This is a genomic window from Thauera mechernichensis (genome assembly GCF_029588855.1).
In the GTDB taxonomy this organism is placed as follows: Bacteria; Pseudomonadota; Gammaproteobacteria; order Burkholderiales; family Rhodocyclaceae; genus Thauera; species Thauera mechernichensis.
The window spans coordinates 1-19,959 of the sequence record NZ_JARQZE010000025.1 but is presented as its reverse complement, the minus strand read 5'-3'; the positions used below and the strand labels follow the sequence as shown (position 1 = coordinate 19,959).

Below are 19,959 nucleotides of genomic sequence, written 5' to 3'. Positions count from 1 at the left end.
GACTTACTTCAGCTTGTGGTAGGCGTCGAGGATGGCCTGGCCATCGGGGCCTGCCTTCTCGGCCCATTCGGCCGCCATCTGCTCGCCGATCTTGAGCAGGTCGGCCTGCAGCGCGGCGGGCGCAGGCTCCACCTTCATGCCGTTGGTCCTGAGCTGATCGATGTACCACGCGGTCTTCTCTTCCGAGACCTTCCAGCCGCGCTCCTCGGCAGCGGCAGCCGCCTTGAGCAAGGCGTCGCGCGCGGGCTGGTCGAGCGCATCGAAGGCCTTCTGCGAGACGAACACGATGTTCTTCGGCAGCCAGGCCTGGATGTCGTAGTAGTGGCTGAGCTGCTCCCAGCTCTTGGTGTCATAGCCGGTGGCCGAGGAGGTCAGGTTGGCCGACACCACGCCGGTCGACAGCGCCTGAGTGAGGTCGGCGGCCTGCACGGTCACGGGCTGGCCACCCATGAGCTGGATCATGCGTGCCACGGTCGGGCTGTAGGAGCGGATCTTCATGCCCTTGAGGTCGCCGATCGTGTTCAGTTCGGTCTTCGAGTACAGCCCCTGCGGCGGCCACGCCACCGAATACAGGATCTTCAGGCCGTTCTTCGCCAGGCGCGCCTCGACCGCCTCCTTCGACACCTGCCACAGCTTCCTCGAGTCCTCGTAGCCGGTGGCGAGGAAGGGCACGGTGTCGAGCGCATAGAGCGCATCCTCGTTGGCCAGGCCGGAGATGATCACCTCACCGATCTGCGCCTGACCGCCCTGCACCGCGCGCTTGATCTCGTTGGCCTTGAACAGCGACCCGTTTGCGTGGACGGTGATCTTGAGCTTGCCGCCGGTGGCCTCGGCGACCTCGTTGGCGAACTGCTGGATGTTCTCGGTGTGGAAGTTGCTGGCCGGGTAAGGCGTGGGCATGTCCCAGACGGTCTGAGCCTGAGCAGCAGCGGCAATGCCGAGCCCAAGCATTGAAGCGGTGATCGCCTTTAGCAAAGGGTGCGAGAAAGTCATGGCATCTACTCCTGAGTATGGGAGGGCAAGCGCCCCGAGAGGCTGGTGATTAGGCGGCAACCTGCAATCCATAAGCCACCGTTATTGCACGATAGAGATTTTATGGTTATCTTGTCAACAAAACGTATACGTTTTTTTAACGAAACATATTTATAACGCACTCGAAATACCTTCAATCCCTGAACACCCATCCCACCACTGCCCCGGAGACTGTCATGAGTGAGGCCAACCGCATCGTGTCTTCCCAACACCTGGTGTCATCCAAGTCGCCCGAACTGTCCGAGTTCGAGTTCGGCCTGATCATTGCGTGGCACGCCTTTGCGCGCTGGATGACTCGGTGCATGACGGCTGCCGGCGTCAAGGACATGACGCCGACCGACGTGCTGGTCCTGCACCACGTTGCCCACCGCGACATCGAGAAGCGCCTCGGTGACATCGCTTTCGTGCTCAACATTGAGGACACCCACGTGGTTTCCTACTCACTGCGCAAGCTGGCCGGTCTCGGCCTGGTAAAGAGTGCCAGGCGTGGCAAGGAAGCCTTCTTCTCGCTTACCGAGCAAGGGCACGATGTGTGCATGGCATATCGCGATGTACGCGAGGATTGCCTGATGCCCGGATTCACCGGCACACCGGAAGACAACGCCCAGATCGGCGAACTCGCCCGTCTGCTGCGCACCCTGTCCGGCCGCTACGACCAAGCGGCCCGTGCGGCATCGACATCGTCCCTGTAAGCCGGAGCGCGCCAGTGAGCCACCGCATCCTCGACGCCGGCGACGCCGCGCTGACCATCGAGTTCGGCAACGTCATCGACCCCGCCCTGCTCGCCGCCGTGAACGCCCTGGACGCCGCCATCCTGCGCTTGCAACATGGCGGCGGGCTGCCGGGCGTGATCGAGTCCATGCCCACCTTCCGCTCGCTGACGGTGTTCTTCGACCCGCTCGTCACCGACCGCGACACCCTGCTCCCAGCGCTGCAGCCGCTGATCGACGCTGTCGAGCACTGCACACCCACGGACGGCCGCCACTGGCAGCTGCCCGTCTGCTACGAGGGCGAGGCCGCACCCGACCTCGCCGAAGTGACGAGCACGCTCGGCATCGACGCCGCCGAGGTGGTGGCGCTGCACAGCGGCACCGAGTACCTGGTTTACATGCTGGGATTCCTGCCTGGCTTTCCCTTCATGGGTGATCTGGCCGAGCGCCTGCACCTGCCACGGCGCAGCCAGCCCCGCGTGCGTGTTCCCGCCGGCAGCGTGGCGATCGCAACCGGCCTTACCGCCATCTATCCTTGGGAAAGCCCCGGCGGCTGGCACCTGCTCGGACGCTGCCCCGTGCCGCTGTTCGACGCCCGCCGCGCATCGCCCTCACTGCTCGCCGCCGGCGACAAGGTGCGCTTCGTCCCCGTCAGCGCGGACGAATACCGCGCACTCGAAGCCGGGCTACGCCGCGGCGAGATCGACCCGATGCAGTGGTGCGTCGCCGATGCCAGCAGCGCCAGCGAGGCTGCAGCATGAACGCCAGAACCGAACTCGAGATCGTCTCACCGGGCGCCTTCGCCTCGATCCAGGACGACGGCCGGCGCGGCTTCCGTCGCATCGGCGTGCCCTGGGCGGGCGTACTCGATCGCCGACTGATGCGCATCGCCAACGCTCTGGCCGGCCGCCCCGAGTACGCACCGGTGATCGAGTGCTTCGATGGCGGGCTGCATGTCGTGGCACACGGCGGCGCGGTGAAGCTGGCGGTCGCGGGCGACGCGGTGGTGGAGATCGATGACACCGGTGGACGCCGGCAGCTCGCCCCCTGGCGCTCGCTGACGCTGGCTGCAGGTGAGGCGCTGCGCATCCGCAAGATGGACAACGGCCGCATTGCCATGGTCGCGGTCGCAGGGCTCGATGTTGCAGCGGTGATGGGCAGTGCCTCGACCTATGTACGCGCTGGCCTCGGCGGGGCAAACGGCAGCGGCCGCGCGCTGACCACCGGCACACGCCTGGCCCTGGCCCCAGCCACTGACGAGACCCGAGGCCTTGACCGCGTGCTCGCCCAAGCGCCCGCCGCCGACACGCGCCCGATCCGCGTGGTGCCCGGCCCGCAGGCCGACCATTTCGGCACCGATGCGCTGGCGACGCTGGTCAGCGGCAACTACCGCATCAGCGCGGAAGCCGACCGCATGGGCATCCGCCTCGAAGGCGCGCGCCTCGAGCATGCCGGCGCCGCAGAAATTGTGTCCGACGCCACCGTGCCCGGCTCCATCCAGGTGCCCGGCGCCGGCCAGCCGATCGTACTGCTCGCCGACGCCCAGACCGCAGGCGGCTATCCGAAGATCGCCACCGTGATCACCGCCGACCTCGGCCGACTCGCCGCACTGCGCCCCGGACAGACGCTGCGCTTTGCCGCCGTTACTGCCACCGAAGGGGCACGGGTCGCGCGCGCGACAGAGGCCGAGACCCGGGCATTGATCGCCTCGATCCGCCCTCTGCCTGCCGACGGCGTGGACCTGGTGGCGCTGTACAGCAGCAATCTGGTCGACGGCGTCGTTCATGCGCTCGGCCCCGAATACCGGCCGCTGTATTGAACCTCAGAGCCGCCCCTGCCTAAGGAGACTTGCACATGAACAAGACCATCAATCTGAACGCCGACCTCGGCGAATCCTTCGGCGCCTGGACGATGGGCGAGGACGAGGCACTACTGCAGGTGGTGCGCTCGGCCAACATCGCCTGCGGATTTCACGCCGGTGACCCGGTCGTGATGCGCCACACCGTGCGTTGTGCGCTTGCCGCCGGGGTCAGCCTGGGCGCCCATCCCGCCTACCCCGATCTGCAGGGCTTCGGCCGCCGGCCGATGAAGATGGCGCCGGCCGAACTCGAAGCCATGATCATCTACCAGGTTGGCGCGCTCGCCGGCTTGGCCGCGGCCGAAGGCGGGCGCGTCACACACGTCAAGCCACATGGCGCGCTGAACAACCAGGCCTGCGAGGATGCAGCGCTCGCTGACGCGGTGGCGCGTGCGGTGAGCGCCATCGACCCACAGCTCATTCTGCTCGCCCCCGTGTTGTCCGAGCTGTACTTCGCCGGCCAGCGTGCAGGTCTTCAGGTCGCTGGCGAGATCTTTGCCGACCGCGCTTACACCGACAATGCCACCCTGGTGCCACGCGGTCAGCCGGGCGCCGTCATCCATGACCCTGAGCAGCTCGTCTCCCACGTGCTGCGCATGCTCGACGCCGGCGCCGTAGTCAGCCAGAACGGCAAGGTCCTGCCGGCGACGATGGACAGCATCTGCGTACATGGCGACACCCTGGGCGCGGTGGATAGCGCACGGCTGCTGCGCACTGCGCTGGAAGCGCGCGGCTGGACAGTGAGCACGCTACCCGCACTGCGCCATGGCTGAAGCGCAGCCTGCATGCTGTGGCGCTGTTCTGCACACACACTCCACCGCTCGCGGTGAAGGTGTACTCAAAACGCGATGGCGACGCCGAAGTGCAAACGCAGGCTGCGCGCCTGGTGGCCCCATGCGAGGTCGATTGCGAGCGGCCCGGCCGGGCTGCGCCAGCGCGCTCCAACGCCATAACCGACGCGTAGGTCGAAGTCGTCGCGCGTATCCGCGGCATCACCTGCATCCACGAATACGGCGCCCCCCCACTGCGGCTTGAACCAGTGCACATACTCTGCACTCGCCGCTGCGAGGAAGCGGCCACCGACGGTGGCGCTGCCCTCCCTGACGCCGAGGCTCTGGTAGTCGTAGCCGCGCACGGTCTGCGCGCCACCGGTGCGGAAAAGGAAGTCCTGCGGGATACCCTCACGGCTGTCTGCAACCGTCATGCCCGCCTCGGCGCGCAGGATGAAGACATCGCTGCCGCGCACCGGCTGATAGCGAACGAAGCGCGAATACAAGCGGACGAAGTCCTGCTCGGCCAAGGCGATCGCGGTACCACCGCCAACCTGGTACTCGAATACATAGCCACGGGTGGGGTCGAGCAGGTCATCAACCGCCCGCTTCACCCATGTCCAGTTTGCGGTAAGGGTGTTGTTGGAACGCTGCGGCGCACCAGCGGGCGCGATGTTCTCGTGCTGCAAGCGCAGCGCCAACTGGGTTTCGATGTCGCCACGGGTTGCACTGCGGGTCGCGCCCACGGCTTGCGAGGTGACGACGAGGTTCTCGAGATCACTGCGCTCGACGAGCGCGCCGAAACTGTCGCGATGCCGCCCCCTAGGCGGCAGGAACACGTCGGCGTACAGCGCCTGGCGGCGCTGCTCGACACGCAGGCCGGTGGCGAACTCCCAGCCACGGCCACGCAGGTTGGAGTCGCGATAGGTGGTCTCGACGCGCGCCCCGGTGTTGGTGGAAAAACCCGCCCCGAAACCAACGTACTTCGGCAGCGCCTCGGTCACCTGCACCCGTATCGGTACTGCTGCAGCCAATGCGGGGTCGCGCTCGATGTCGACGATCACCGAGCCAAAGTGCGGCGTATTCTGCAAGCCGGTCTGGAAAGCCAGAAGCGCTTCGCGGTCGTATGGCGTACCCGGTCGCAAAAGGCTGTAGCGCTGAACGAGGTCGGCCGGCAGGTGCTCAAGCCCCTCGACCTCGAGAGCACCGAGGTAGAAGGCCGGCCCGCTGTCGAGCGTCACGCTGAGCCTTGCCGTTGCGGCCTCGGGATCGATCTCGGCACGGCTGCGAACGATGCGGGCGGCGGCGTAGCGACGCGCGCTTACGGCATCGAGGAGCTGCTGCTTCGCGCCGTCCCACGCGCCCTGAGTGAAGGCGTCGCCCACCGGCAGGGACCAACGCGAACGCAGGTCCTGGAGACGCTCAAGCTCCGCAGTGGCGCCGGGCGCGGCAAGCTCGCCCTCGAACTCGATGTTGACCGCCGCAATCGTGGTACGCGGCCCGGGTTCGACCTGAATTACCCACTGCCCGGCCGCGCTGCGGTCGATGCGGACACGCGGGCTGAAGTAGCCCTCGGTGGCAAGCAACTCGGCGACCTCACGGCGCGTCCGCCGTGTCATCGCCGCGCGGTCGGCGTCCGCCTCGGGAACGACAAGGTCTGCACGACGCAGCAGGCGAACGTGACGCTCGAGCAAGGGCTTGACGGCATCGGGCGCATCCAGGCCGACCGCCAGTGCCTGCTGCGCATACGCGCCGGGCACGGGGAGCAGCGCCAGCCCCCCAAGCACAGCGGCAACCCGCACCAAGCACCGCATCCGACCCACCCGGCTCAAGCCTCGAGGTGATAGGAGACAACGCGCTCGACTTCGTTCTTCGAGCCCAGGATCACCGGCACGCGCTGGTGCAGTTCGGTGGGCTTGAGGTCCATGATGCGCTCACGACCGGTAGAGGCTGCGCCGCCAGCCTGCTCGACCAGCATCGCCATCGGGTTGGCCTCGTACATGAGACGCAGCTTGCCCCCCTTTGCACGGCACTTCTCATCCATTGGGTACATGAAGATGCCGCCACGGGTCAGGATGCGATGGACGTCGGCGACCATCGACGCCACCCAGCGCATGTTGTAGTCCTTGCCGAGCGGGCCGCCCTTGCCCGCCTGCATCTCATCCACGTAGCGCTTCACCGGCTGCTCCCAGAAGCGCGCATTGGATGCGTTGATGGCGAACTCCTGGGTGTCGACCGGGATGGTCATGAACGGCTGGGTATATACGAAGCTACCCATCTCGCGATCGAGGGTGAAGCCATGCACACCATTACCGACGGTGAGAACCAACTGGGTCGACGGGCCATACACCGCATAACCTGCAGCGACCTGCTCGCTGCCCGGTTGCAGGAAGTTGGCCTCGGTCGGCTCGCTGCCGCCCGCGGGGTTGCGCAGCACCGAGAAGATCGTGCCCACGGAGATATTCACGTCGATGTTCGAGGAGCCGTCGAGCGGATCGAACAGCAGCAGGAAACCACCTTTGGGATAGTCGAACGGAATCTGGTGCACGGTCTCGACCTCTTCCGAGGCCATGGCCGCAAGGTGGCCACCCCACTCATTGGCCTGCAGCAGGATCTCGTTGGCGATCACGTCGAGCTTCTTCTGCGCCTCGCCCTGCACGTTGTCGGTACCGGCCTCGCCGAGCACGCCGGCGAGCGCCCCCTTGGATACGTTGACGCTGATGGCCTTGACCGCACGCGCAACAACCTCGATCAGCAGACGCAGATCGGGGCTGATGCGACCTGCACGCTGCTGCTCGATCAGGAACTGGGTAAGGGTGACACGGCGCATGAAGGAACTCCAATCGACTCGATAGACGGACAGGCGTGGATTATCGCGGTTCCACGCCGGCAGCGCACGGGGTAAATGCCCATAGCACTGCCGGCAAGCGGTTCCGCGCGCTGAAGCGCGGGGGTATGATCGCAGCCCCGGAACCCATCCCCGGCCCTCAACAGAAGGCGCACGCCCCACCCATGCATGTCCTGGTCCTCGGTGCCGGCCTCTCCGGCGTCACCACAGCCTGGTATCTGCACCAGGCCGGGTTCGACGTCAGCATCGTCGACCGCCAACCCGCGGCAGCGCTCGAGACCAGTTACGCGAACGGCGGCCAGATCTCGATCAGCCACCCGGAGCCCTGGGCCAACCCGGGTGCACCGCTGCAAGTGCTGCGCTGGCTCGGCCGTGACGATGCGCCCCTGATGTTCCGCCCCACCACCGACCCGGCCCAGTGGCAGTGGGGGGCGCGCTTTCTGCTCGAATGCCTGCCCTGGCGGACACGCCGGAATACGGCTGCGATCGCGCACCTGGCGCGCTGGAGCGGCGAGCGCCTGCGCGCCCTGCGCGCGGAACTCGACCTGCACTACGAACACCTCGAACGCGGCATCCTGCATCTGTTTCACAGCCCGGCAGAGTTCTCCCAGGCCGGCAGGCGGGTGCAGGAACTCACGCACTTCGGCATCGCAGCCCGGGTCTGCACCAAAGCCGAATGCCTGCGCATCGAGCCCGCACTCGCGGCACAGGCGGACTCGCTGGCAGGCGGGCTGTATGCGCCAGGCGACGAGTCGGGCGACGCCCACCTCTTCACCCAGATGCTTGCCCTGCGCCTGTCGAGCGCTGGGGCACGCATGCACTGGGGGTGCGAGATCACGCGCATCCTGAGCGCTGCGGCAACCAGGAGGGAGAGCGTCGAGGCCGTCGAAATCCGCGACACGCGCGGCGAGTTGCATCTGCTGCATGCCGACGCCTTCGTTGTCTGCCTGGGCAGCTACGGCCCGCGTCTGCTCGCACCGCTGGACGAAAAGCTACCGATCTATCCGGTAAAGGGCTACTCGATCACGGCACCGGTGGTCGACCCGAGCCGCGCGCCCAGCGTGAGCCTGACCGACGAATCCCGCCGCATCGTCTGCTCGCGACTCGGCGATCGACTGCGCATCGCAGGCACGGCGGAACTCAATGGGTTCGATACGAGGATCAGGCCGGAACGCGTAGCGGGAATCCTCGACTGGGCGCGCACCCGCTTCCCGGGTGCAATCGACATCGCCGAGGCCGAAGCCTGGGCCGGGCTGAGGCCGGCAACACCCGGCAATGTTCCGGTGATCGGCCGCGGCCGGCACGATCGGCTGTGGTTCAACACCGGGCACGGAACGCTGGGCTGGACGCTGGCCTGCGGCTCCGCCGCAGCCCTGGCCGAACTCATGAGCGGACGGCAGCCCGCGCTCGACTTTCCTTTCCGCGACGGCCGCAAGACCTGAAAACCGCGTCGCGATGAACTGTAACGCGCAGGGAATACGCCAGCAGAGTGCCCTGGTCAGCCCGAACAGGCCGGGCTACGCGCAGTCTCCGGCTGGCATGCGGACTCCGCACTGAGGCTGGCGCACGCACAGCCTTCACCGCGCTGCTCGCCCTCGGCGAGCGCAGGCAGCACGCCAGCCTCGAAGTCGAACCCTACGCTCTGCAAATGGAATGCGAGCGCGGCATCCATGCCGTCGACATGATTGCGGAACCAGGCCGGCAACTCCTCGACCAGGCGTTTGAAGAAGAAGGTGTCGCCCCCCGCGACGCGCTTGCGGATGTCGTACATGACTGCAAGCACGCGATCGTGCTCGGCGCGATGGCAACCCGGAAAGTCAACGGCTTCCATCCACCCGTTCTCGAGCGCAAAGTGCTCTTCGGTGTGCGCGATGAGCGCATCGAAGGCCGCCAGCAACTGCTCGGGCGCCGCCTCGACTACCGCGTTGTAGCACGCCACGAACTCGCGGTGCGTGGCGTCCATCGGCTCGAGCTTGTTCTCGAGCGCTTCGCTCCAAACCAGACCTGTCACGGCATGCTCCTCACTTGACCAGCTTGAGATGACTGCCGCGCGGCGGGCGTGGAGAGGCATCGCCGGCGCCATCTGCAGCTTCGGCGCGGGCCTGTGCCGCCGCGTCGCCCATGTCTTCGACCACGGCCTCCGTGCCGGCAGCTTCTTCGCCGTCGACAGCCTCATCCTCGAGGCCGGCCGCATCCTCTTCGAGCTCGGGCTCGAAGGCCATGCCCTGCCCGTTCTCCCGCGCATAGATGGCGATCACGTTGGCGACAGGAATGACCAGCGAGTGTGCAACACCACCGAAGCGCGCCTGGAAGCTGATGAAGTCGTTCTCCATCTGCAGTTGGCCCGTGGCGTCAGGGGCGAGATTCAACACGATCTGGCCATCGCGGGCGTAACCGGGCGGAACACGCGTGTGCTCGTCAACGGCAGTTGCGATATAGGGCGTGAAACCCTGGTCGATGCACCACTGCCAGATTGCGCGCAGCAGATACGGCTTGGTCGAAACGATGCTCATCTTCACTCCGTTGATCGGGGCTGCGCCACTGGGGGCCCGCCCCGGCCCGCTCAGCGGCGCATGACCTTCTCGGACGGGGTCAGTGCGTCAATGAAGCCCTGGCGGCTGAAAATGCGCTCGGCGTATTTCATCAACGGCGCTGCAGCCTTGGGCAGCTCGATACCGTAGTGCTCGAGGCGCCACAGCAGCGGCGCGATCGCGACGTCAAGCATCGAGAACTCGTCACCCAGCATGAACTTCTGCTTGGTGAACACCGGCGCGAGCTGAGTCAGGTGGTCACGCACATGGGTGCGCACCTTGTCGACACCCTTCTGCCCGGCCTCGAGCGCCTCGAGGTGGGTGAACAACTCCTGCTCGAAGGTATGCAGCAACTGACGTGCACGAGCGCGCATGATCGGGTCGGGCGGCATCAGCTGCGGATGCGGGAAGCGCTCGTCGATGTACTCGTTGATGATGTTGGACTCGTAGAGCACGAGGTCGCGATCCACCAGCACCGGCACGCGGTTGTAGGGATTGATGACGGCGATGTCTTCGGGCTTGTTGTAGAGATCGACGTCGATGACTTCGAAATCCATGCCCTTTTCGAACAGCACGATCCGGCAGCGGTGACTGAAGGGATCGGTCGTGCCGGAATAAAGGTTCATCATGGTGTTGCCACTCCGGAATTCATAAAGCAAAAGCGCACCACGCGGTAGCGCGTGGTGCGTCTGGGGTCGGACCGCGCTAACCGGCCTTGCGGCCTGCCGCGTTTTCGATCAATGAATGTCCTTCCAGTAGTTCTTCTTCAGCGCGTAGCTGAGCACGAACATGCCGGCCAGGAAGATCAGCACGACGGTACCGATCGCCTTGCGCTTCTCGGCAATCGGCTCGCTCATCCAGACCATGAAGGACACGAGGTCGGCGACGGCCTTGTCGTACTCTTCTACGCTCAGCTTGCCCGGCTTGGCGAGCGACAGCTGCACGTTCTTGGTGCCATCGGCGTTCTCGGTGATGCTGGCCACCTGCTCGCCCTGCAGCTCCCAGAACACGTGCGGCATGCCCACGTTCTCGAACACCACGTTGTTCCAGCCCGAGGGACGCTCCGTGTCACGGTAGAACTGACGCAGGTAGGTGTAGAGCCAGTCCGCACCACTGCCGTCTCCCGAGTTGCGCTGGCGCGCTACCAGGGTCAGGTCGGGCACCGCGGTGCCGAACCAGACCTTGGCATCGGCCGGGCGCATGGCCACGGTCATCAGATCACCGACGCGCTCGGCGGTGAACATCAGGTTGTCACGGATTTCCTGCTCGGACAGGCCGATGTTGGTGAGCATGTTGTAGCGCTTGAAGCTCGCGCTGTGACAGCTCAGACAGTAGTTGACGAACAGCTTGGCGCCATGCTGCAGGGCAGCCGGATCTGTACTGACCGGGGCCTTGTCGAGCTGCACCGAGGCCGCCGCCGCCAGCGCCACGGCCGGGGCGAACAGCAGCACCGCTGCTGCCCGCTTGATGAGGTTGATCACGCGCATTTTCATTTGAAAGTCACCCTTTCCGGTTCGGGTTTGCACTTGTCGAGCTTGCTGTACCACGGCATCAGCAGGAAGAAGGCGAAATACAGCACCGAGCAGATCTGCGACACCAGGGTGCGACCCGGGGTCGGCGGCAGCACGCCAAGGTAACCGAGGATGATGAAGCACACCACGAAGATGGCAACTGCAGCCTTGAAGATCGGGCCCTTGTAGCGCATCGACTTCACCGGGCTGCGATCGAGCCACGGCAGGAAGGCGATGATCACCACCGAGGCCCCCATCGCGACCACACCCCAGAACTTCGCATCGAGGCCGAACAGCGGGAAAGTGACCGCGCGCAGGATCGAGTAGAAGGGCGTGAAGTACCAGACCGGCGCGATGTGCGGCGGGGTCTTCAGCGGGTCAGCGGGAATGAAGTTGTTGTACTCGAGGAAGTACCCCCCGCCCTCTGGCGCGAAGAACACCACCGCGCTGAAGAAGAACAGGAAGGCGACGACGCCGACGATGTCCTTCACTGTGTAGTACGGATGGAAGGGGATGCCGTCGAGCGGGATGCCGTTGGCGTCCTTCTTCTTCTTGATCTCGACACCGTCCGGGTTGTTGGAGCCAACCTCGTGCAGCGCGATGATGTGCGCAACGACGAGGCCGATCAGCACCAGCGGCACGGCGATGACGTGGAAGGAGAAGAAGCGGTTCAGCGTGGCGTCGGACACGACGAAATCGCCGCGGATCACCAGCGCCAGATCGGGCCCGATGAGAGGAATCGCCGAGAACAGGTTCACGATCACCTGCGCGCCCCAGAAGGACATCTGCCCCCACGGCAGCAGGTAGCCCATGAAGGCTTCGGCCATCAGCACCAGGAAGATCAGGGTACCGAAGATCCAGATCAGCTCGCGCGGCTTGCGATAGGAACCGTAGAGCAGGCCACGGAACATGTGCAGGTACACAACGACGAAGAACGCCGACGCGCCGGTCGAGTGCAGGTAGCGGATCAACCAGCCACCCGGCACTTCACGCATGATGTACTCGACACTGGCGAAGGCCACCGGCACGCCCGAGGCGTTGAGCGACGCATCCGGCTTGTAGTGCATGACCAGGAAGATGCCGGTGAGGATCTGGATGACCAGCACCAGCAGGGCGAGCGAACCGAAGAAATACCAGAAGTTGAAGTTCTTCGGCGCGTAGTACTCGGTGAGATGCCCCTTGATCGACGACGTAAGCGGAAAACGCTCGTCGATCCAGTTGAGCAGGGCTTGTGATTTGGTCGTCATCGCTTAGGCCTTCCCGTCTTCGCCAACAAGAATGGTGGAATCCGCGAGGTACTGGTGCGGCGGCACTTCGAGGTTGTCCGGCGCCGGCATGCTGCTGTAGACGCGACCGGCCAGATCGAAGAGCGAGCCATGGCAGGGGCACAGGAAGCCACCCTGCCAGTCGGCGCCCATGCCGCTCTCGGCACCCATCTTGAACTTCTCGGACGGGGAACAGCCGAGGTGGGTACAGATACCCACGGCGACGAGGTACTCCGGCTTGATGGAGCGATGCTTGTTCTTTGCGTAGTCCGGCTGCATCGGCTTGTCCGAATTCGGATCGCTGACGCGCGCATCGGTAGCATCGAGCGACGCGAGCATTTCGGGCGTGCGGCGCAGCACCCACACCGGCTTGCCCCGCCACTCCACCGTCATCATCTCGCCCGGAGCGAGCTTGCTCACATCGACTTCGACCGGCGCACCGGCTGCCTTGGCGCGCTCGGACGGCGTCAGGCTGGCAACAAACGGCACCGCGGTCGCCACTGCGGCCACGCCGCCGGCGGCGGACGTAGCGAGCAGCAGAGTGCGGCGGCTGCTGTCCATCTTTTGATCAACGCTCATGACCCTCTTCCCAGAAAGGAAAATGAAAGACCTGGATACAGATAACCCGAGAATTATACCGGAGTCACCGCAGCAGAGAAAGCGCAAAGCGCGCATCGCCTTCTGCCACAAGGCTTTCCGCGACAATGCGAGGGCTTTCGGTCGGTCTCCGGGCGGGTCAAATGTGGCGCTGCAGCATCCTCGCCACCGGCCGCGTCATGAAGCCCGGGATGGGTCAGAGCGCACGCCGCTCCACCAGGGCCTGGGCAATGGTGCCGGTGTCGGTATGCTCGAGCTCTCCACCAACCGGCACCCCACGCGACAGGCGGCTCACCTTGACCCCACGCGCTGCGAGCAGGGTGGCCACCGTGTGCGCCGTTGCCTCGCCCTCGTTGGTGAAGTTGGTGGCAAGGATCACCTCGCGCACGCTGTCGTCCGTCGCCCGCGCGATCAGCTTGTCCAGGCCGAGCTCACGTGGCCCGATGCCGTCGAGCGGCGACAAGCGCCCCATCAGCACGTAGTAGAGGCCATTGTAGGTCTGGGTCTGTTCGATCATCGCCAGATCGGCCGGCATTTCCACCACGCACAACAGAGACGCGTCGCGGCGAGGATTTGCGCAGCGCTGGCACACCACCTCCTCGGAAAACGTATTGCAGCGCTCGCAGTGACGCAACACTTCGAGCGCATGCGTGAGCGCACGACCAAGGCGCGCTGCGCCGCGCTGGTCGCGCTGCAACAGGTGGTAGGCCATGCGCTGGGCCGACTTCGGCCCCACGCCGGGCAGGCAACGCAGCGCCTCGATCAGCTCGTCGAGGCTGGACGGCGACATCGGACGGCTACGCTCAGAACGGCAGTTTCATGCCGGGCGGCAGATTCAAGCCCGCGGTGACACTCGCCATCTTGTCCTGGGTGGCGGTTTCGACCTTGCGCACCGCATCGTTGAGCGCTGCGGCGACGAGATCCTCGAGCATCTCCTTGTCATCCATGACCGAGGCATCGATGGAGACGCGGCGCACATCGTACTTGCAGGTCATCTGTACCTTGACCATGCCGGCACCGGACTGCCCCTCGACTTCGATCGAGGCCAGCTGGTCCTGCATCTTCTTCATGTTTTCCTGCATCTGCTGGGCCTGCTTCATCAGGCCGGCAATACCGCCTTTCATCATGATGTGCGCTCCGTCGTATGGTTGGGATTCAAGGTAAATGTTTCAGGAAGGGTGTGCCGCAGGCCGACACCGCAAGCAGCGGCTCAAAGCGGCCTCACGGTACTCTCGACGAGCGTGGCGTCGAAACGTTCGATCAGCTCGCGTACGAAGGGATCGGCCTCGAGCGCGGCAACGGCCTCGGCATGGCGCGCACGACGCTCGACCTCGTCGCGCTGCGCTGGCGTCTCACCGGCAATGTCGCCGACGATGATGCGCAGTTTGAGCGTACGCCCGAGGGCTGACGACAGACTGCCCTGCAGGCGCTCGAGCGCCCCCGGGTTCATGTCGAGCAGATGACGGTGCGCCACTGACAGGCGCAACTGCAGGCCCTCATCGCTGAAATCGACCCATTCGCAATGCTGGGCAAGTTCGCGCACGAGGCCACCGAGTTCAAGCGCACGCACCAGCCCGCGCCAATCACCAAGCGCGAACAGGGTCGCAGCATCGCCGCGTGCAGCCTTGCCGGCAGCTGCATCCGGCGCCATCGTCGCCTCCGGCACTACCACGGACTTCTCTGCAGCAGCAGCCACTGAGGCAGGAGCCACCGGGGCAGGAGCGGGAGCTGACGCAGCCTCGCTCGCAGCTCCCAGCGAAGACGACACGGCATGCACGCGTTCGACAACGGCCGCGCTGTCGGCATAGGCCTCGGGCGGCAGATCCTCCCACGGCGGCACGTCATGCCCCGACACCGCTTGCGCGGTGCCGACCGCCGCCGGCTTGGCCTCGGCAGGCTGCGGAGCCATCGCTGGCGGCGGCTCTGCGGCAGGCTGTGCGACCGCGGCAGGTGGCGGTGTTATGGCCGCGACCGGCGGCTCCGGCCTCGCCGCAGCAACCGACGCGGACACCGTTGGCGCCGGCCTCGCCGACGCAGGCACCGCCCGCGCCAAGCCACCACCCCCAGGCGCCACGCCCGGCCCACCGAGCGCTGCGGGTTGCTCGGGACGGAATGCATGCAGGCGCAGCAGCGTCATCGTGAAGCCGGTGTACTCATCCGGCGCAAGCGGTAGCTCATCACGGCCGTGGATGGCGATCTGATAGGCAAGCTGCAGGAACTCGGCATCGAAGGCCTGCACGTAGGCCGCCACGCGCGCGCGCTCGAGTTCGTCGGTGATCGCCTCGGGCGCAAACTGCGCCAGCGCAATGCGGTGCAGCAGCGTCGCCAGCGACTGCAGGGCCGCATCGAAGGCCAAGCTGCGCGCCTCCATGCCATCAGCCACTCGCAGCAGCGCAGGGACATCAGCCGCGACCAGGGCATCGAGCACCGCGTACAGGTGGTCGTCGCCCACCGTACCCAGCATGTGGGTAACCTGCCCCTCCTCGACCTTGCCCGCGCCATGCGCGATCGCCTGGTCGAGCAGGGACAGCGCATCTCGCATCGAGCCGTTCGCCGCCTTGGCGAGGTGGCGCAATGCACCAGGCTCGAATGACACCTGCTCGGCCTGCAGGATGCGCGTGAGGTGCTCGACGATATGCCCCTGCGGCATCTGCTTGAGGTTGAACTGCAGGCAGCGCGACAGCACCGTTACCGGGATCTTCTGCGGGTCGGTGGTGGCGAGGATGAACTTGACGTGCTCGGGCGGCTCCTCGAGCGTCTTCAGCATGGCGTTGAAGGCATGCCCGGTGAGCATGTGCACTTCGTCGATCATGTACACCTTGTAGCGCCCCTGCACTGGCGCATACACCGCCTTGTCGAGGAGCGCCGCCATATCGTCCACGCCACGGTTCGAAGCCGCATCCATCTCGACGTAATCGGGAAAGCGGTCGGCGTCGATCGCGCGACAGGCGTCGCAGGTGTTGCACGGCTCGGGGGTGATGCCGGTCTCGCAGTTGAGCGCCTTGGCCAGAATGCGGCTGATCGTCGTCTTGCCGACGCCGCGCGTGCCCGTGAACAGCCAGGCGTGATGCAGACGGCCGGTGGCGAGCGCATGCGACAGCGCACGCACCACGTGCTCCTGACCGACCAGCGTACCGAAGGACTTCGGCCGCCACTTGCGCGCAAGGACCTGATAGCTCATGGCGGGCGATTCTAGCAGAGCGTGGCCGCCGCGCCCCCCTGCAGTGCAGCGCCCGCCGCGAGAGCCCGAAGGAGACTGCACTCGGATCTGCCGGGGTATCAGCGGAATCGATGGCCTGCGCCGCTGCGCCTGTGGGCTGCTCCACCGAACCGATCGGCATCGAAACTTCCTGCCGCCGGGAAAGTGTCGGCATTCCTTACACATGCCCACCCCAACTCGGCGTCGATCACAGCCGGCTGCGACTTGCCAGCGGGATATACCACTCGCACAAAAATTGCTTCGACCACTCTGTCCGGGCGACCACCGGACACCTACAAAACAACACCCCGCAGGAGACTCGCATGAACACAAGAAACAGCTTATCGCCGCAGAGGGTAGCCCTGACGGCGGCAATGAGCCTTTGCCTGCTGCAGGCGAGCACGGCGGACGCCGCCATCACCGTCAGCGACAGCTATCACTTCCTGGACAATCGCAGCGACAACTCCGTACGCATCTTCGCCGGCGTAAGGCAGACGATCGGCGCCTTGAACGTCACCCCCAATCCAGGCTCCACACCCAGCGCCGCCACCCAGATCATCGCCACCCAGGACGGTGTGCACTACACCAGTCTCGTCTACGATCCGGTCACCGTCGCGCCGAACCAGTATGCGCGCTCGGTCGGGGACGGCATGCTGTTCTTCAATGCCGAGCTGGGTGAGAACGTGCCCTACAACCCCAGCACGGCCGGCTGGAGCCTGTTCGGTCGGAGCGACCCGACGGACGCATATGCCGCTGTCGGCACCCTGCCCTCCATCGAAGGCGCAACTGTGCTGCCCTTCGTCTCCAACATGCGTGTCAGCGGCAGTGGCGAGGACATGACCTTCAATTGGGGGGTCTATGAAGATTCGAGCCACGACAGCGTGCGGGTGCAGATATGGAGCCTGGACTACAAGCCCGGTGACTCCATCTCGGGCGACATCCTGTTTAGCCGCAGCTTCATGGCGCCCGATGTGTCCTCGTTCCGGATCGGCGACTATGCCGATCTCGGCACCCTGCTGAGCGGCGACAAGATGTACTCGGTCGAGGTCAGCCTGATCGACCGCCGCGACGAATCCGCGCCGGTGTCGAACGCCAACATCCTGAGCCGCTCGCGTAGCTTCTTCGACTTCATGCTGCTGCCCGAAGGGGCGCCGGACGGTGTCTACCTGCCCAGCGGCGGAATCGACCCGACCGGCGATACGGTATTCAAGTTCACCATCGAGCGCGTCACTCCCGACGAGATCATCTTCATAGATCCGCTAGTGGCTGTCGGTTACGACTATGCCATCGGCGCTGGCGACCCGCTGATCCGCGCCGTGCTGCTCCCGACCGGGATCGGCGACTCGCTCTACGATATCGAACTCTGGGACGGCAGCGCGTGGGTGCCCTTCAAGACCAACGTCCTTGGCGGCGAAGAACTCGTGTTCGATGACGACGGCGTCGACCGTTTCCGCGTGCTGGGGATCGAGACCACCGCCGGACTGGACCCGGCCAACCCGCTGGCCTTCATCACCGGCCTGCGTTTTGCCGAGGAAGGACGCTTTACCGGCACGATGACACCGCTGACCGAGTTCGTCTCCCCCGTCCCCGAGCCCGGCGTCCTCGTGCTCATCGCTGCGGGGCTGCTCGGCTGGTGCCTGACGCGTCGGGCCTCCTGAGCTGTCTCGTGCTTCCGGACGGGCATTGCCGAGGCCAATCGGCGCGATGATGCGTTTCGATTGGCCTCTCCTGAGCGAGCGACGTAAGCTGCCTCAAGCGGGATGGGGCTTGCAGGAGCAGGGACGAGGCCACCCGGGCTTGTTCGACAGGCGCGCGCCCCACTTGTCGCCGCGAATCGGAAGGAGCCGATGATGAACACCGGACGCAAGGAACTTGAAACGCTTTTCGACCTGCTGTGCGAGATGTGCGCCGATTACGCGCAGTCTCAGTAACTGAGGGCAAGGATGGGGTCGCCCCCATCCTTGCTCACTGCTCGATTCAACGCACGAGCATTCCCCGCGCCTCGAGCCATGCCAGCACGGTGTCGGCCGCAGCGTCGAGGTCAAGCCGGGTGGTGTCGAGGCGCAGTTCAGGCTCTTCCGGCGCCTCGTAGGGCGAGTCGATGCCAGTGAAGTTCTTCAGCTCGCCGCGCCGGGCCTTCTTGTAGAGGCCCTTCACGTCGCGCGCCTCGGCGACTTCGAGCGGGGTGTCGACAAAGACCTCGACGAACTCCCCCTCTTCGACCAGGCCGCGCGCCATACGGCGTTCGGACTTGAAGGGCGAGATGAAGGCGGTGAGCACGATGAGGCCGGCATCGACCATCAGCTTTGCGACTTCGGCCACGCGGCGGATGTTCTCGACACGGTCGGCGTCGGTGAAGCCGAGATCCTTGTTCAGCCCGTGGCGCACGTTGTCGCCGTCGAGCAGGTAGGTGTGGTGGCCCAGCGCGTGCAGCTTCTTCTCGACCAGGTTGGCGATCGAGGACTTGCCCGCACCCGACAGGCCGGTGAACCAGAGCACGCAACCGTGCTGGTTCTTGAGCGCAGCACGCGCCTGCTTGTTCACGTCAACGTGTTGCAGGTGGATGTTGTGTGCCCGGCGCAGCGCGAAGTGCAGCAGGCCAGCACCGACGGTGTTGTTGGACAGCCGGTCGATGAGGATGAAGCCGCCGGTGTCACGGTTGTCGCGATAGGCATCGAAGGCGATCGGACGGTCGAGGCTGATGTTGCACACGCCGATCGCGTTCAGTTCCAGCTTCTTGGCCGCGACATGCTCGAGCGTGTTCACATTGACCTGGTACTTGATGTCGGTGATCGTGGCCGTCACCGTGCGCGCGCCGATCTTGAGCAGGTAGGGTCGCCCGGCGAGCATGGGCTCGTCGTGCATCCAGTTGATCGTGCACTCGAACTGGTCGGCGACCTCGGCCGGCGCCTCGACCGTGGAGATCACGTCGCCGCGCGAAATGTCGATCTCGTCGGCCAGCGTGAGCGTGACCGACTGCCCGGCTACCGCCTGTGCCAGGTCGCCGTCCAGAGTCACGATCCGCGCTACCGTGCTCTCGCGCCCCGAGGGCTGAACGCGGATGCGATCACCCGGCTTGACCACACCGCTGGCGATGGTGCCGGCAAAACCGCGGAAATCGAGGTTCGGGCGATTGACCCACTGCACGGGCAGGCGGAAGGGGGCGCGCTGCATGCGGCAATCGTCCACCTCGACGGTCTCGAGATAACCCATCAGCGTGGTGCCGTGGTACCAGGGCATGTTGTCGCTGGGGGCAATGATGTTGTCGCCCTTGAAGGCGGACATCGGGATGAAGGTGATGCCCTCGAGACCGAGCTGCGCTGCGAAGGCGCGGTAGTCCTCGACGATCTCGCGGAAGATGGGCTCGGCGTAGCCCACCAGGTCCATCTTGTTGATGGCGACCACGACGTGGCGGATGCCGATCAGGGACACCAGGTAGCTGTGGCGGCGCGTCTGGGTGAGGATGCCCTTGCGCGCATCGACCATCAGGATGGCTGCATCCGCCGTGGACGCGCCGGTGACCATGTTGCGGGTGTACTGCTCGTGGCCCGGGGTGTCGGCGACGATGAACTTGCGCTTGTCGGTGGAGAAGAAGCGGTAGGCCACGTCGATCGTGATGCCCTGCTCGCGCTCGGCCG

The 19,959-nt window shown here is 65.5% G+C and carries 19 protein-coding genes; 6 read left to right on the top strand and 13 right to left on the bottom strand.

All coding sequences use genetic code 11. The features are described from left to right. Window positions 1-3: 3 nt before the first annotated feature. Window positions 4-993 carry a TRAP transporter substrate-binding protein gene (locus P7F68_RS18795; RefSeq protein ID WP_277835439.1) on the bottom strand — a complete coding sequence of 330 codons (990 nt, stop codon included), beginning with the start codon at window positions 991-993 and terminating at the stop codon, window positions 4-6. A 215-nt stretch (window positions 994-1,208) separates the two neighbouring features. Between P7F68_RS18795 and P7F68_RS18790 the strand changes: the two genes are divergently transcribed. Genes P7F68_RS18790 through P7F68_RS18775 form a run of 4 tightly spaced genes read left to right on the top strand, consistent with a single transcriptional unit; the run spans window position 1,209 to window position 4,373 of the window. Continuing rightward, entirely contained in the window at window positions 1,209-1,724 is a 516-nt protein-coding gene (locus tag P7F68_RS18790; protein WP_270069400.1) for a winged helix DNA-binding protein, read from the top strand. Window positions 1,725-1,738: 14 nt separating this feature from the next. Further along, complete coding sequence (pxpB, locus tag P7F68_RS18785) at window positions 1,739-2,503, top strand: 5-oxoprolinase subunit PxpB (protein WP_277835435.1); 765 nt, start codon at window positions 1,739-1,741, stop codon at window positions 2,501-2,503. Beyond that, entirely contained in the window at window positions 2,500-3,561 is a 1,062-nt protein-coding gene (locus P7F68_RS18780; RefSeq protein ID WP_277835433.1) for a 5-oxoprolinase subunit C family protein, read from the top strand. Before pxpB ends, P7F68_RS18780 begins: the two co-directional genes overlap by 4 nt. A 35-nt stretch (window positions 3,562-3,596) precedes the next feature. Further along, window positions 3,597-4,373 (top strand): LamB/YcsF family protein, encoded by a 777-nt coding sequence (locus P7F68_RS18775; RefSeq protein WP_002943262.1) that lies wholly within the window; start codon window positions 3,597-3,599, stop codon window positions 4,371-4,373. Window positions 4,374-4,438: 65 nt separating this feature from the next. On the opposite strand, the gene P7F68_RS18770 is transcribed toward P7F68_RS18775, so the two are convergent. Further along, the gene (locus P7F68_RS18770) at window positions 4,439-6,184 is read right to left on the bottom strand and encodes an autotransporter assembly complex protein TamA (RefSeq protein WP_277835430.1); all 1,746 of its coding nucleotides are present in this window, start codon (window positions 6,182-6,184) and stop codon (window positions 4,439-4,441) included. Window positions 6,185-6,198: 14 nt separating this feature from the next. Then, complete coding sequence (locus P7F68_RS18765) at window positions 6,199-7,200, bottom strand: class 1 fructose-bisphosphatase (RefSeq protein ID WP_002926803.1); 1,002 nt, start codon at window positions 7,198-7,200, stop codon at window positions 6,199-6,201. Between the two features lie 182 nt (window positions 7,201-7,382). Between P7F68_RS18765 and P7F68_RS18760 the strand changes: the two genes are divergently transcribed. Further along, window positions 7,383-8,660, top strand: coding sequence for a D-amino acid dehydrogenase (locus tag P7F68_RS18760; protein WP_277835428.1), 1,278 nt, complete (start codon window positions 7,383-7,385; stop codon window positions 8,658-8,660). A 56-nt stretch (window positions 8,661-8,716) separates the two neighbouring features. On the opposite strand, the gene P7F68_RS18755 is transcribed toward P7F68_RS18760, so the two are convergent. The 9 genes from P7F68_RS18755 to dnaX form a co-directional block, all read right to left on the bottom strand. After that, complete coding sequence (locus P7F68_RS18755) at window positions 8,717-9,229, bottom strand: hemerythrin domain-containing protein (RefSeq protein WP_002926807.1); 513 nt, start codon at window positions 9,227-9,229, stop codon at window positions 8,717-8,719. 10 nt (window positions 9,230-9,239) lie between these two features. Continuing rightward, complete coding sequence (locus P7F68_RS18750) at window positions 9,240-9,731, bottom strand: ClpXP protease specificity-enhancing factor (RefSeq protein ID WP_002943258.1); 492 nt, start codon at window positions 9,729-9,731, stop codon at window positions 9,240-9,242. 50 nt (window positions 9,732-9,781) lie between these two features. Continuing rightward, window positions 9,782-10,378: a glutathione S-transferase N-terminal domain-containing protein gene (locus P7F68_RS18745; protein ID WP_002926809.1), complete on the bottom strand. Its 597-nt coding sequence runs from the start codon at window positions 10,376-10,378 to the stop codon at window positions 9,782-9,784. Window positions 10,379-10,486: 108 nt separating this feature from the next. Beyond that, window positions 10,487-11,242, bottom strand: coding sequence for a cytochrome c1 (locus P7F68_RS18740; protein ID WP_002943257.1), 756 nt, complete (start codon window positions 11,240-11,242; stop codon window positions 10,487-10,489). Further along, a complete protein-coding gene (locus P7F68_RS18735) occupies window positions 11,239-12,507 on the bottom strand; it encodes a cytochrome b (protein ID WP_002926815.1) in 1,269 nt (422 codons plus the stop codon). The genes P7F68_RS18740 and P7F68_RS18735 overlap by 4 nt, the downstream gene beginning before the upstream one ends. A gap of 3 nt (window positions 12,508-12,510) precedes the next feature. Then, window positions 12,511-13,104, bottom strand: a complete 594-nt coding sequence (gene petA / locus P7F68_RS18730; protein ID WP_002926818.1) for a ubiquinol-cytochrome c reductase iron-sulfur subunit — start codon at window positions 13,102-13,104, stop codon at window positions 12,511-12,513. Window positions 13,105-13,318: 214 nt separating this feature from the next. Beyond that, a complete protein-coding gene (gene recR / locus P7F68_RS18725; protein ID WP_002926820.1) occupies window positions 13,319-13,912 on the bottom strand; it encodes a recombination mediator RecR in 594 nt (197 codons plus the stop codon). Between the two features lie 13 nt (window positions 13,913-13,925). Then, window positions 13,926-14,249, bottom strand: a complete 324-nt coding sequence (locus P7F68_RS18720) for a YbaB/EbfC family nucleoid-associated protein (RefSeq protein ID WP_002926821.1) — start codon at window positions 14,247-14,249, stop codon at window positions 13,926-13,928. 83 nt (window positions 14,250-14,332) lie between these two features. Then, window positions 14,333-16,303, bottom strand: coding sequence for a DNA polymerase III subunit gamma/tau (gene dnaX / locus P7F68_RS18715; RefSeq protein WP_277835421.1), 1,971 nt, complete (start codon window positions 16,301-16,303; stop codon window positions 14,333-14,335). A 341-nt stretch (window positions 16,304-16,644) separates the two neighbouring features. Here dnaX and P7F68_RS18710 point away from each other — a divergent pair, with 341 nt between their 5' ends. After that, window positions 16,645-17,979, top strand: coding sequence for a PEP-CTERM sorting domain-containing protein (locus tag P7F68_RS18710; protein WP_232431663.1), 1,335 nt, complete (start codon window positions 16,645-16,647; stop codon window positions 17,977-17,979). Window positions 17,980-18,298: 319 nt separating this feature from the next. On the opposite strand, the gene cysC is transcribed toward P7F68_RS18710, so the two are convergent. Further along, window positions 18,299-19,959 (bottom strand): adenylyl-sulfate kinase (cysC, locus tag P7F68_RS18705; RefSeq protein WP_277835418.1); only part of this gene is annotated, 1,661 nt, incomplete at its 5' end.

Coding starts and splice junctions, on each gene's coding strand:
- P7F68_RS18735 (WP_002926815.1), bottom strand. CDS start 12,507: ATGACGACCAAATCACAAGCCCTGCTCAACTGGATCGACGAGCGTTTT.
- P7F68_RS18790 (WP_270069400.1), top strand. CDS start 1,209: ATGAGTGAGGCCAACCGCATCGTGTCTTCCCAACACCTGGTGTCATCC.
- dnaX (WP_277835421.1), bottom strand. CDS start 16,303: ATGAGCTATCAGGTCCTTGCGCGCAAGTGGCGGCCGAAGTCCTTCGGT.
- P7F68_RS18745 (WP_002926809.1), bottom strand. CDS start 10,378: ATGATGAACCTTTATTCCGGCACGACCGATCCCTTCAGTCACCGCTGC.
- P7F68_RS18740 (WP_002943257.1), bottom strand. CDS start 11,242: ATGAAAATGCGCGTGATCAACCTCATCAAGCGGGCAGCAGCGGTGCTG.
- P7F68_RS18720 (WP_002926821.1), bottom strand. CDS start 14,249: ATGATGAAAGGCGGTATTGCCGGCCTGATGAAGCAGGCCCAGCAGATG.
- P7F68_RS18780 (WP_277835433.1), top strand. CDS start 2,500: ATGAACGCCAGAACCGAACTCGAGATCGTCTCACCGGGCGCCTTCGCC.
- P7F68_RS18795 (WP_277835439.1), bottom strand. CDS start 993: ATGACTTTCTCGCACCCTTTGCTAAAGGCGATCACCGCTTCAATGCTT.
- P7F68_RS18710 (WP_232431663.1), top strand. CDS start 16,645: ATGAACACAAGAAACAGCTTATCGCCGCAGAGGGTAGCCCTGACGGCG.
- P7F68_RS18765 (WP_002926803.1), bottom strand. CDS start 7,200: ATGCGCCGTGTCACCCTTACCCAGTTCCTGATCGAGCAGCAGCGTGCA.
- P7F68_RS18750 (WP_002943258.1), bottom strand. CDS start 9,731: ATGAGCATCGTTTCGACCAAGCCGTATCTGCTGCGCGCAATCTGGCAG.
- petA (WP_002926818.1), bottom strand. CDS start 13,104: ATGAGCGTTGATCAAAAGATGGACAGCAGCCGCCGCACTCTGCTGCTC.
- P7F68_RS18760 (WP_277835428.1), top strand. CDS start 7,383: ATGCATGTCCTGGTCCTCGGTGCCGGCCTCTCCGGCGTCACCACAGCC.
- recR (WP_002926820.1), bottom strand. CDS start 13,912: ATGTCGCCGTCCAGCCTCGACGAGCTGATCGAGGCGCTGCGTTGCCTG.
- P7F68_RS18775 (WP_002943262.1), top strand. CDS start 3,597: ATGAACAAGACCATCAATCTGAACGCCGACCTCGGCGAATCCTTCGGC.
- P7F68_RS18770 (WP_277835430.1), bottom strand. CDS start 6,184: ATGCGGTGCTTGGTGCGGGTTGCCGCTGTGCTTGGGGGGCTGGCGCTG.